The sequence below is a fragment of the Pseudomonas sp. SORGH_AS_0211 genome (assembly GCF_031453455.1).
GTDB classification, from domain to species: Bacteria; Pseudomonadota; Gammaproteobacteria; order Pseudomonadales; family Pseudomonadaceae; genus Chryseomonas; species Chryseomonas aestiva.
The window spans coordinates 2,675,069-2,688,048 of record NZ_JAVIZV010000001.1 but is presented as its reverse complement, the minus strand read 5'-3'; the positions used below and the strand labels follow the sequence as shown (position 1 = coordinate 2,688,048).

The 12,980-nt window shown below is 58.9% G+C and carries 9 protein-coding genes; all 9 read left to right on the top strand.

The window, feature by feature from the left end; translation table 11 throughout:
* Positions 1-3 precede the first annotated feature (3 nt).
* On the top strand, positions 4-1,305 hold the full coding sequence (gene flgL / locus QE393_RS12455; RefSeq protein WP_273861438.1) for a flagellar hook-associated protein FlgL: 1,302 nt from the start codon (positions 4-6) through the stop codon (positions 1,303-1,305).
* Between the two features lie 37 nt (positions 1,306-1,342).
* Positions 1,343-2,041: a WbqC family protein gene (locus QE393_RS12450; RefSeq protein ID WP_310043783.1), complete on the top strand. Its 699-nt coding sequence runs from the start codon at positions 1,343-1,345 to the stop codon at positions 2,039-2,041.
* On the top strand, positions 2,038-2,676 hold the full coding sequence (locus tag QE393_RS12445) for a class I SAM-dependent methyltransferase (protein WP_183629115.1): 639 nt from the start codon (positions 2,038-2,040) through the stop codon (positions 2,674-2,676). The genes QE393_RS12450 and QE393_RS12445 overlap by 4 nt, the downstream gene beginning before the upstream one ends.
* A gap of 57 nt (positions 2,677-2,733) precedes the next feature.
* Positions 2,734-3,411 (top strand): acetyltransferase, encoded by a 678-nt coding sequence (locus QE393_RS12440; protein WP_183629117.1) that lies wholly within the window; start codon positions 2,734-2,736, stop codon positions 3,409-3,411.
* On the top strand, positions 3,404-4,321 hold the full coding sequence (locus tag QE393_RS12435; protein WP_310043780.1) for a hypothetical protein: 918 nt from the start codon (positions 3,404-3,406) through the stop codon (positions 4,319-4,321). Before QE393_RS12440 ends, QE393_RS12435 begins: the two co-directional genes overlap by 8 nt.
* Positions 4,322-4,327: 6 nt before the next feature.
* Entirely contained in the window at positions 4,328-5,134 is an 807-nt protein-coding gene (locus tag QE393_RS12430) for a phytanoyl-CoA dioxygenase family protein (RefSeq protein WP_183629120.1), read from the top strand.
* Positions 5,135-5,259: 125 nt separating this feature from the next.
* Positions 5,260-6,447, top strand: a complete 1,188-nt coding sequence (gene rffA, locus QE393_RS12425; RefSeq protein ID WP_310043778.1) for a dTDP-4-amino-4,6-dideoxygalactose transaminase — start codon at positions 5,260-5,262, stop codon at positions 6,445-6,447.
* On the top strand, positions 6,444-9,929 hold the full coding sequence (locus QE393_RS12420; protein WP_310043775.1) for a hypothetical protein: 3,486 nt from the start codon (positions 6,444-6,446) through the stop codon (positions 9,927-9,929). The genes rffA and QE393_RS12420 overlap by 4 nt, the downstream gene beginning before the upstream one ends.
* A gap of 283 nt (positions 9,930-10,212) precedes the next feature.
* The gene (locus tag QE393_RS12415) at positions 10,213-12,840 is read left to right on the top strand and encodes a hypothetical protein (RefSeq protein WP_310043774.1); all 2,628 of its coding nucleotides are present in this window, start codon (positions 10,213-10,215) and stop codon (positions 12,838-12,840) included.
* Positions 12,841-12,980: the final 140 nt, after the last annotated feature.

Sequence of the window (12,980 nt, the reverse complement as noted above, 5' to 3'; positions counted from 1 at the left end):
CCCATGCGCATCTCTACCGTCCAGGCATTCAACAACGGCATCAGCGGCCTGCAGAACAACTACGGCAGCGTCACCCGTACTCAGGAAGAGATCAGCACGGGCAAGAAGATCCTGACGCCGGCGGACGATCCGGTGGCCTCGGTCAAGCTGTTGCAGATCAGCCAGGAAGAGGCGCTCAACGGTCAGTACAACACCGGCATGACCGCCGCCAAGAACAGCCTCAACACCGAGGAGTCCATGCTGACCTCGGTGGAAACCGTGCTGACGCGCATCCGCGAGATCGCCGTCCAGGCCGGCAACGGTGCCCTAGATCCAACCGATCGCGCGTCCCTGGCCAAGGAGGTCGGTCAGCGCGAAGACGAGCTGATGAACCTGATGAACAGCAAGGATGCCAGCGGCAAGTACCTGTTCTCCGGCTCCATGGGCGATACCCAGCCCTATGTGCGCAACGCCGATGGCACCTACAGCTACAACGGTGATGAAGGCCAGCGCAGCGTACAGATCGCCAGCTCGACCTTCGTGCCCATCAGCGACAGCGGTAAGGACGCCTTCGAGAACAACTTCAACGCCAATCGGGTGGATACCACGCCGGTGGCTGGCAATACGGGTACCGGGCGGATCTCGCTCGGCCTGGTGGATGACAAGAAAGCCTACGATTCCACTTTTCCCGCCAGCAATCCACCGGCCGCTACCGATGGTGTCGGCATCCATTTCCTTGATGACAAGAAGTACGTCATCTACGACCTGTCCAAGGCGCCTACCGCTGCCGAATGGGCGGCCTACGACCCGGCCAATCCGCCGGCTGGCCAGCTCAAGGCAGATAGCCTCAACAGCACCCAGGAAGCCAGCAAGTTCATCAACTACGGCGGGGTGAAGGTGCAGATGGACGGTGCTCCCGCTGCCGGCGATGAGTTCAAGATCACTCGCGATACCTCCAACGAGAAGCGCAGCCTGCTCAATGTGGTATCCGATCTGCGCAAGGCCCTGGAGAGCGGCGATGGCAGCACCGAGGGCGTGTACAAGATGCGCGACAACGCTGCAGTAGCCCTGAGCAACCTCGATACGGCCTATACCCAGGTCGATGGCATCCGCGGCAAGGTCGGTGCACGTCTCAACGTCATCGACTCCACCAGCGACTTCATCGCCGACGTCAGCCTGGTCAACAAGTCGGTGCAGTCGGACCTCCAGGATCTGGACTATGCTGAGGCTTTGTCACGCTACGCGCTGCAGAACACCGTACTGCAGGCGACCCAGCAGAGTTTCGTGAAGGTGTCGCAGTTGAGTCTATTCAATTATCTGTCATAGCTGTAGAAGGTTGTTTTATTATTATGGGGTTCGATTAATGACGAAGGTGGCCATCGTCCAGTCCAATTACATTCCTTGGCGCGGCTATTTTGATCTGATCCGAAGTGCTGATGTATTTGTGCTGTATGATGATGTCCAGTTTACTCGACGGGATTGGCGTAACCGCAATCTGATCAGGACTGCACAGGGGCTGCATTGGTTAAGTATTCCAGTGAAGAACCGTGGTCGCTTTACCCAGAGAATCCAAGATGTAGAGGTTAGTGACCGCGACTGGTCCGCAAAGCACTGGCAGACCATAAGCACTAGCTATCGCAAAGCTGCGGGCTTTGCGGCTATGGCAAATCGCCTAGAAGAGCTCTATGCCCAATGCCAGCCTCTGGAGCGACTCTCCGATATCAACCAGCTTTTGCTCAGCGGCATATGTCGTTTGCTCGGTATCCCTACGCCACTGATCTTTTCATCGAGTTTTCCAAGCGTGTCCGGACGTACCGAGAATCTCGTCAACCTCTGCGTAGCCTTGAAAGCCAATACCTACATTTCGGGTCCCGCTGCCAAGGTTTATTTACAGCACGACCTCTTTGAAAGGCGAAACATAGGCGTCGAGTATTTTGATTATGCTGGCTATCCAGCATACGCACAGTTGCACGGTGGGTTCGAATCGGCCGTCAGTATCCTGGACCTGCTGCTCAATACTGGAGAAACCGCTGCCGCTTATTTGCAAAAGGAGCTCGCATGACTGAGGTTCTGCAGGCTCTCGAGGGGGCGACGGAAAGATATTATTCGAGGAAGATCAGTGAGTTCGGTGCCACTCCCCGAGGGGTGGACTGGAATGGTCACGAGTCGCAGCAGATCAGGTTCCATCAGTTGGCCAAGATCATTGGCGAAGCCGGGCAGGAACCGATATCGCTAAATGACCTGGGCTGCGGCTATGGAGCCTACTACGATTATTTGAACACATTGAGCATCCCGCTGAGCTACCGGGGTACCGATCTCTCAGCGGGCATGATCGCAGCAGCGCGGAACGCTCATCCCGGAGCCGGTAATGCCCAGTTCGAGGTCAAGCGCACCTGTGCAGGACCTGCCCACTACTCGGTGGCCAGCGGAGTGTTCAACGTCCGTCAGACGGCATCCGTAACCGATTGGCATGCCTATGTACTGTCCATGTTGGAGGAGCTTGACAGCAACAGTAGTCGAGGATTCGCCTTCAATTGCCTCAGCATCTATTCCGACCTTGACCGTCAGCGCGCCGATCTCTATTACGGTGACCCGCTGTTTTTCTTCGATCATTGCAAGAGGCATTTTGCGAAAAATGTCGCGCTGCTTCATGATTATGATCTATACGAATTTACGGTGCTCGTAAGGAAGTCGTGAGAAGGGGCCATTTGATGCCCTCTGGCAATGCGGACCAATGATAAAAGGGTGTGACGCATGGAGATTCCGTTGGTCATCATCGGCGACGGGCTGTTCGCTGATATAGCCTATGAATACTTTACTCATGATTCTTCGTACCATGTCGTTGCGTTCAGCGTCGATCAGGACTATTTGCGCAGCTCGGAGAAGTTCGGTTTGCCGGTCATTCCCTTTGATAGGCTGACCGAATATTTTTCCGATACTGCTACCCGGCCTCACTTCTACGCTGCCATCACGTACGGCCAGTTGAATCGCACCCGCGAACGTTTCTATAGAGAAGCCAAGGCCATGGGCTTCCTAGCGGCGAGTTATATCAGTTCCAATGCTTTTGTATGGCGTAATGTGGTAGTTGGTGAGCATTGCTTCATCTTTGAGAACAATACGGTGCAACCGTTCGTGACCTTGGGCGACAACGTCGTACTGTGGAGCGGTAACCACATAGGTCACCATTCGGTCATTGGCAACCACGTGTTCGTCGCGTCCCAGGCAGTGATTTCCGGCAATTGCCGGATCGGCGATCACCAGTTCATCGGAGTCAATGCAACGTTGGTCAATGATGTCGCTTTGGCCGACGATGTTCTGGTGGGAGCCGGTGCGCTGGTCACCCGCAGCGTCGCCACCGATCAGATCGCGAAGGGCGTCGCCGCCACCAATGTTGCTGGAGCCAAGCGCTACTTCAAGGTCGAGCATGAGTGAACAGCGCTGGCGTCGGCTCGGATCAGTGTTCGTTCCGGATCGGCAGCGTTCCTGGCTATTCAGCCATGCCTCCAATCCCCAAGCGATAAAGCTTCCCCATTCCGACCTGTACCGGATTTACTTCAACTTCCGTGATGAGCGTAGGCGCTCCGGAATTGCCTGGCTGGACTGGCGGCTTGCCACAAATGAGGTGATCTCGTTAAGCGAACACCCGGTGCTTCTCCCTGGCAGAGAAGGACATTTTGACGAGGATGGCGTTTCGCTGGGCAATATCGTCGTCCGTGACGCGGAGCTGTGGTGCTTTTATGTCGGCTGGAACCTGAGTGTCAGCGTCCCTTGGCGCAACTTCATCGGGCTCGCCCGTGGCCAGGGGGAGTATCTCCTCGAGCGGGTAGGACGAGTACCCATTCTCGACCGCAGCGAAGCTGATCCCTTTTCCCTTTCCTATCCCTGGGTGCTGTGGGACGCCCAGCATTCCCGCTGGCGTATGTGGTACGGCTCGAACCTCGCCTGGGGAGCCCAGCCAGAAAGCATGCAGCACGTCATCAAGTATGCCGAGTCGGTGGATGGCCTTTCCTGGCAACGCTCGGGCGCGGTGGTGTTGCCGTTGCGTGAGGGCGAGCTGGGCCTTTCCCGACCCTGCGTCCTGATCGACCCTCAGGGCCGGTACCGGCTCTGGTACGCCATTCGGTCGTCCCAGGGGTATCGGCTGGGGTATGCCGAATCAGCTGATGGAACGAACTGGGAACGGCTGGACCAGCGACTCCATTGGCTTGGACCGGTCGGCGCATGGGAGAGTGAGAGCCAGACCTATCCCTGCGTTTTCGCGGCTGAAGGCGTCCTCTACATGCTGTACAACGGTAACGGCTATGGTCGTCACGGGTTCGGTCTGGCGCGCCTGGAAGAGTAATCGCCCATGAAAACAAGCACGCTCGACATCGACGAGCTCAAGATTCTACTTGATACCCAGGGGTACGCTGTCGTGCCTGCCGTGGTCCCCCCACGTTTGCTCGCGCGCATGAGCGAAGGTCTCTACAGGGTGCGGGATCGAATCGAGGAAGAGGTGGGGCGGTTTCGCCTGGAAAGAGCCAGGGAAGTGGGCGTCCTACGGCTGATGATGAGGTTCGATCCGGTCTTCACCGAGCTGTTGGAGTTGCCCATCCTGCTCACGCTTGTGGATGAACTCATGGGGAGCACAGCCATTCTTCACCTACAGAATGGCTTGCTGCTGCCGCCTACCAGCGAGCCTGACGCAGATGTCTTCCAGTATCGTTTCCATCAGGACTTCCCGCGCTATCTCAACGGTTATCGGGCATCGCTGAACGTCATGATCGCCATCGACGCCTTCACCGCAGAAAATGGCGCGACCCTAGTGGTTCCTGCAACTCATCAGCGCGAGATAGCTCCTTTGGGAGAGTTCTGCCGGCGTTGGGCGCGGCCTGTGATCTGTGCCGCCGGCGATGCCATCGTGTTCGATTCTACGTTGTGGCACGCGGCGGGGACCAACCGCAGTAGCCGTGATCGTCTGGCGATCAATCACCAGTTCACCCGTCCCTGGATAAAACAGCAGATCGATTATTGTCGTGCCCTGGACGCCACTCTGCTAGACGGCCTGCCAGAACGCAGTCGTCAGCTATTGGGCTACTACACTCGGGTGGTGGCTTCGCTGGATGACTACTACCAGCCCACGGAGCATCGCCTTTACCGGAGTGGCCAGGGCTGAACACTATGCGTCGAAAAACTGGCGGGTCCGGTTCTTGCAACGAAGGCATTGCAGACTCCATGTCGGAAGCTCGAGAGCGCTAGCGCCGCTCGTGGCATTCGATCTACTCCATTCTGGGAGACCTCATGTCACGAGCGCGTATCCCCTTCGCGAAGCCATTCATCATGGGCAAGGAGCTGTTCTACATCGCCCAGGCGGTAATGAATGGTTCCATTGCTGGTGACGGCGAGTTCACCAAGCGCTGCCAGGCCTTGCTTGAAGAGCAGCTCGGTTGCCGGAAGGTCCTGTTGACTCACTCCTGCACGGCGGCTCTGGAGATGACCGCGATTCTGGCTGGGATCGGTCCCGGAGACGAAGTCATCATGCCTTCGTTCACCTTCGTCTCTACAGCCAATGCCTTCGTCCTGCGCGGAGCAGTACCGGTATTCGTGGATATCCGCCCGGATACCCTCAACATTGATGAGCGCCTGGTCGAGGCAGCCATCACACCGCGTACCAAGGCCGTCGTCGCGGTGCATTACGCTGGTCAATCCTGCGCCATGTACACGCTCAAGGCCCTGTGCGTACGCCATGGCTTACGGCTGATCGAGGATGCGGCTCAGGCCATCCTCGTCAAGAACGAAGGCCAGTCGCTGGGTACCATAGGCGACATGGGCTGCCTGAGCTTTCACGAGACCAAGAACATCATCGCTGGCGAGGGTGGAGCGTTGATGATCAACGACGAGAGCCTGATCGAGCGCGCCGAGATCATTTGGCAGAAGGGCACCAATCGTAAGGCCTTCTTCCGCGGCGAGGTAGACAAATACACCTGGGTCGACATGGGTTCATCGTTTCTGCCAAGCGAACTGACGGCAGCCTTCCTCTTCGCCCAGCTCGAGCATGGCGAGCGGATCAACGCTCATCGTCGGGAGCTTTACGAATACTATTACCAGGCCCTGCTGCCGCTGGAGCGCGATGCGTTTCTGACACTGCCCACCTATCGCGGCGACGCCTCGGCCAATGCCCACATCTTCTTCGTTCTCACCCGGGACAGCGAAGAGCGGCGGGCGCTGATCGCTCATCTACAGGCGCTGGGTATTAGTGCGGTGTTCCACTTCGTCCCGTTGCACGACTCTCCCGGCGGCCGACGTTTTGGCCGAGCGTCCGGGGAGCTGCCGGTCACCCATGACATCTCCGATCGCATCCTCAGGCTGCCCTTGTTCTCGGACCTGACCCACGAGCAGGTACGGCAAGTCACGGAGGCTGTCACAGGCTTCTACAGGCCGACTTCGCTTTCTTTGTTCAATGTGGAATCTAGGAAGGACCGCGCATGAGTTTCTCATCAATGGCGGGCGTACCGACAGACAGCAGGCTCCACCAAATGCACCTTGGGCTGGGGCATCCCTATTACATCTATGCGCCAGATTTCCGCGATACCTCGGCCGGGGTAGCCTGCCTGCATTACCTCTGTCACACCCTTAACATCCACGGGCGAGATGCCTATGTGATGAGCTGCAATCAGGTCAACCCCAACCTGAAGACTCCGCGGGTGAGCCAGGAACTGGTGGATAGCCATCGACAACTGGGCAAGGTTCCCATCGTTATCTATCCAGAGGTGGTCAGTGGTAACCCGGCTGGCGCAGATGTCGTGGTGCGCTACCTGCTCAATTTCGAGGGTGCCCTGACCGGTCGAGGTATGGAGGCAGGCAGCGACGACCTGAGGATATATGCCGGCCCGGTCCTCGTCCGAGATCCCGGCGAGCGTGCGGATGGCTTTCTCGACGTCCCTTGCATAAACACCGTGCTGTTCAATGCCAATGGTTGCGGTACGCGCCTGGGCCGCTATTTCTATCGCCATCGCTATCCGCTCGATCAGGTGGACTTCAGCCGATTCCCCCTGGACGTCCAGGAATTGTCGATGCACGAGCCGCTTCCCCTGCCCAGGCTGGCGCAGCTGCTCCGAGGCGCTGAGGTTCTCTACACGTACGAATGGTCCATGACCTGTGTCCTGGCAATTCTCTGCGGCTGTCCGGTGCTGTTCATGCGGGAAGGAGGCATTGATGAGGCCTTTCTAGACCAGAGCTACATAGGTTCCGGTGGCTTCGCCATGTTCGACGCGCCTCAAGCACTGGAGGTTGCTCAAGGGGGGCTGGCCGATGCCATGGCGCGTTATGCGAGGCTCGAACATGGCTTCTGGCGGCAGCTCGATCGCTTCATCGAACTCACCCAGGCACGTAGCGAGCATCACGTGGGCGCTGATCTTCTGAACCAGCAGTATCAGCGGTGGCTGGGCGAACGTGCGCTGCAGGGTACCCGGCTGCGCCTGTACGAGCAGGCGCTGGTGGTGGGAGAGCGGCCGCTGCACTTCGAGGTAGTGGTGTTCGGTGGAGCAGGGGAGGACGAACGGACCCTGGCCAGTCTGGCGCGGCAGCACTATCCACTTACCCAGGCGTCCTTCCTGCCGGAAGCGACGGACTACCTGACGCCATGGCAGGCGCTGGCACATGCCAGTCGTTGCCAATGGTTCGTGCTGCTACCCAATGGCGATGAGGTAGCGACCGATCTACTGCTGCTGGCGGCCGAAGCCATTTCCCTGAACCCGCGCCTTAAGGCGCTATACGTCGACCAGGACGAGCTGACCGCCCAGGGGCCTGCCAATCCCGTGTTCAAGCCGGATTTCAATCTGGACTTGCTCCGCAGCTACAACTATACGGGCTCGCTGTTGCTGGTGAGTCGTGACGCGCTGCTGGTTACGGTCCCCAGTATGCCCTGTACTGGCGAAGCCATTTTCACCGATATTCTATTCCAGAGCGTTGAACGGGATGGGGTGACGGCCATTGGTCATCTCTCCGCTATCCTCCATCACAGTCGCCAAAGCTATGCAGCCTGGCTGGCCGAGCAAGTCGATCCTTCAGTCGGACGCGGCATTGTGCAGGCCCATCTTCAACGGCTGGGCCTGGCCGCTCAGGTGGAGTCTTGTCGTCTGCCGTTCGTCAACCGCATCCGCCTGGTATGGCCAGGCAACCCCCTGGTGTCCTTGCTCGTAGATGCCCGCGGGCCGCTGTCCCAGGTCACTCGCTGCCTGGAAAGCCTATTACAGACGCGCGGCGTCAATTACCAGATCCATCTGGTGGAGTCATCGCAAGCGGAGCCCGAGTTGCGCGCCTGGTTGATGGAAATCGAGGCGATGGGTGAGCCGTTGATCCGGGTCGTACGCGCACCGCTGAGCCAGGTGATTGAATCGGCGGACGGTGAGTACCTCGTGCTGCTCGACGCGGCCTGTCTCGCCACAGATCCTGACTGGCTTCTGGAGCTGCTGGCACAGGGTCGCCGTGATGAGGTCGCGGCGGTGGGTGCAAAACTCGTCGGGCCCGACGACCGCATCGTATCGGCCGGGCTGGTACTGGGTCTACGAGGTGCTGCCGATTGCCTATTCAAGGGCGAGTCCGATCAGAATGGCGGCTATCTGCATCGTCTTCAGGTTGCCCAGAATCTCAGCGCCCTAGACGGAAGATGCCTGCTGCTCAAGAAGGCAGCGCTCGCTGAAATCGATGGCCTGGCTGACCTCGCCTGGGGGCAGCGAGGCACTGATGTCGAGTTGAGCCTGAAACTTACGCAGGCCGGCTATCTGCTGGTTTGGACGCCCTACGCGAAATTGCTCTGGCAGGAACAGGAGTATCGTGGGGCCATGCTCGACGAGGTCTCTCCAGGGCTCTACGAACAATGGCTGCCGGAGCTGGTCGACGATGCTGCTTACAACCGTAACTTCAGCCGTGAGGGCCTGGATTTCGAACTGGAGATCCAGTCGCAGCATCTTTGGCGACCCCTTGCGTGGCGGCCGCTACCGGTCGTCCAGATCGTACCAGGTCAGTCGGCGGGATGTGCTTATTACCGTGTGCTGCAACCCTTCCGAGCATTGGAACAGGCGCTCGAAATCGAGGGCATCATCACCGAGCGGCCGAAGTCGCCCGTACTGTTGGCCGGTATCGCAGCTGACGTGGTGGTCGTCCAGCGTGAGCACCAGCCCTTGCAAATGGATGCGTTGCAGACCCTAAGGCGGGCCACGGACGCCTTTGTCATCTACGACATGGACGATTGGCTCGCCGATTCGCCTGCTGCAGGTAAGGGAGCGGCGACTGGGGCACCAGCCGTTGCCGACTTGGAAAGAGCACTCGCCAACGTTGATCGTGTGGTCGTCTCTACCCCTGCGCTGGCGAATCGGCTGGAGGGCCGGCATCACGACATACGCGTGGTACCTACCCGGCTTCCCGCTGCCCATTGGGGCTCCCTTGTCAGTAATCGGCGACGCCAAGGGCGGCCACGGATCGGTTTTGCCGGCAACGCTGGTCATAGGCTTGATTTGGCGATAATCGAGGAAGTGATACAGACACTCGGGCAGGAGGTCGAATGGGTATTCCTCGGAATCCGGCCCGCAGTGGCCAAGATCGACGAGTTCCACGCTCCCGTGCCGATTGAGGATTATCCAGGGAAGCTCGCAGGTCTCGACCTCGACATCGCGCTTGCGCCCTTGCTGGCGAACGATTTCAACGAGTGTAAGAGCAACCTGCGCCTATTGGAGATGGGAGCCTGTGGCTATCCGGTGATTGCATCGGATATCGCGCCATACCGGGGAGACCTCCCTGTACAACGGGTCGCCAACGAGCCGACGCAATGGCTGGAGGCGATCCGCGCTCATCTGGTGGATTTGGACGCGGCCTTCATCCAGGGGCAGCGGCTGCGAGAAGCCGTGCAACGTGACTGGCTATTGGAGGGTGCCAATTTGAGAAGTTGGAAACGAGACTGGTTGCCAGGCTAGGAGACGTTAGCCCGCCACTGGCAGGTGCTTAGCCTCCTTCTACTCTCGAGCCTTGGCGGACGTGTCTATCTTTGTAGTACCAGGGGCTGCGCTGCCGGCCTTTGACAACCTAGATCCCCAAGGTGAGGGCCGGCCTTCAGGGGTTTTCCTTCCGATTGTGTCGCAGTGCCGACCCGGAAGCCTGGGGTTCCGAGTTTGGTTAGCTTTTTGCTTGTCTCGGCCATCCGCCTTCTGCCGCCGATTTCTTGACTGGAGCAGAGGCTAACCAGTAAGAGGTCTCAAGATGACGGGCTCACCCGCCAATGTGTTCTGTAATGCTGATACCGATTCGGGTGAGGTGCCTACGGCGGCTGAGGTTGATCGGAGCCATGCGCAGTGGCTGGCTGATCGGCGCTCCAGCGCGACGCGCCTTGAAATCTATCGCCAGGCACTGATCCAAAATGCTCAGCTGCATTTCTTGGTAGTGATCGTCGGCAGTCCTACGGAAGCCAGCTCCACCCTGGCATCGCTGGCTGAGCAGCATTATCCCAACTTCAGTACCGCACTGGTGGTGGCTTCGGCCAACGAGCTGTCGGACTGGCAGGAAGCGCTGGCGAGCAGTGAGGCGCACTGGTTGCTGAAGCTTCCGGCGGGTAGCCACCTAGAGCCCGAAACATTGTTGCGTTTGGCTGAGCGTATCCTTGTCTCCGGTGGCATACATGCTTGCTATTGCGACGAAGATCATCTTGCCGATAGTGGTCTCGAGTGTCCGATCTTCAGACCTGGCTTCAATCTCGATCTGCTACGCAGCTATCCCTACACCGGCTCTCTGCTGGCCATGAGTCGCGAGGCGTTGCTGGCGTCCTCATCCAGCGTCACCGCGCCTGGCGTGGCACTGGTCCAAGACGTGTTGCTGCAGGTGGTCGAGCGCCAGGGTGTCACGGCCATCGCCCATCTACCCGAAGTATTCCACCACTCGCGACAGACCTTTCCCGACTGGCTGCAACAGTGCGAGCCGGCGGCGACCCATGGCATCGTCCGCGCGCACTTGGCGCGCCTGGGTGTGCAGGCGGAGATCAGCGCTGGTGCTCTTCCATGTGTCAGCCGTATTCACTACCAGAGCGATCACCAACCGCTGGTTTCCATTTTGATTGAAGCCAGGGGTTCGCTGGAAGAGCTGGGTCGCTGCCTGGAGTCTGTCTTGGGAGGCACCGCCTATCCACGTTACGAGATCCTTGTCGGGCGGCCTTCGAACGTCGCGGTCGATACCGGCTGCTGGCTAGACGAGCTGGTGACGCTGGGCTTGGAGCATTTGCGGGTCATCCCCGCTGACGGAGCTCAGGCTCTGGCTCGGGCTGCCAAGGGCGAATACCTGCTCTGGCTCAGTGCAGGTTGTCTCAGCATCAAGGCCTCTTGGCTGGATGAGCTGGTCAATCAGGCGCGACGCCCGGAGGTCGGGGTGGTAGGCGCCAAGCTTCTGGATCGTGAGGGCAAAGTAGCCATGGCCGGGCTGGTACTCGGACTGCGTGGTCCTGCCAGCAGCCTCTTCCTGGGTGAACCCGATGACCGCGCAGGCTATCTCTACCGGCAGCAGGTGGTGCAAAACTTCAGTGCCGTGAGCGGTCGTTGTCTATTGGTGCGGGCGGAGATATTTCATGCCATCCCTGATTGCGGTTCCTTCGCCACCCAGCCGTTCGCCGATGTCGAGTTCTGTCTCAAGGTTGGTCAGGCCGGCTATCTTGTGGTCTGGACGCCCCACGCCCGTCTCGGTTGGGAGTCGGAGCAGAGCCCAGAGGTGTCGGCGTGGACGCGAGCCGAGTCGAGACTCTACGAGCAGTGGCTACCCGTCCTGGCCAATGATCCCGCCTATAACCCAAGTCTAGCTCTGGACAAGGCGGACTTCGCAGTGGAAGTCGAACCCGAAAACTTATGGCGACCACTGTCCTGGCGTCCGCTGCCGGTAATCCAGGTCATGCCCGGCGATCGCTGGGGCTGCGGTCACTACCGGTTGATCCAGCCGCAGCGAGCGATGGAAGCCACCCTGCAGATCGATTCCAACGTGCAGTTCCGCTACTTGCACGCAGCCAACCAGGGACGCATTCAGGCAGACAGCATCATCGTACAGCGCCAGCTCTCCGAGCCGCAGATCGAGGAAATGCAGGCTATCAAGCGCTATACCTCGTCCTTTCTCGTGTACGACCTGGACGATCTACTGGGTAACCTCCCGCTCAAAAGCATACATCGTGAGTCTTTTCAGCCTTCCCAGGTCGCGAGAGCCTTGCGTAACGGATTATCCATCGCGGATCGAGTGACGGTCTCCACGGAACCCCTGGCAGAGGCGATGCGCGGATTCAATGCGGACATTCGCGTTGTTCCCAATCGATTGCCTGTCCCTTGGTGGGGAGAACTACAAGGCAAGCGGCGGAAAGGTCGCCCAAGGATCGGTTGGGCAGGCGGCACCAGCCATACAGGAGATCTGCAGATCGTGGTGGATGTCATGAAGGCCTTGGCCAACGAGGTGGAGTGGGTGTTTCTTGGTATGAGCCCACCGGGTGCGCCACCCCATGAATTCCATTATGGAGTCGAAATCGAGGACTTTCCCGCGAAGCTCGCCAGTCTCGATTTGGATCTGGCCATCGCCCCGCTCGAAATCAACGCCTTCAATGAGTGCAAGAGCAATTTGCGGCTGTTGGAGCTTGGCGCCTGTGGTTTCCCGGTTGTAGCTACTGATATAGAGCCCTATAGGTGCGGTCTCCCCGTGACCCTGGTACGCAATAAATATAAAGACTGGCTAGGTGCTATTCGTGACCATCTGGCCGATATCGAGGGAGCCCACGCATTGGGAGCCAGCCTTCGCCAGCACATTCATCGTGACTGGATGCTTGAGGGAAGAAATCTCGAGTCATGGCGAGCGGCGTGGTTACCTGACTAACTGGGCGCGGCCTCATACGAGCGGGTTGCCGCTACCAAGAAGCTGTGAGGCGTGCGTGCGTAGGCGGATGCGTCCCTTGTAACCCGATCCGCTAGAGTGAACGTCGCGAAGGGGCTAAATAAATTACGGGTTCGGTCGAT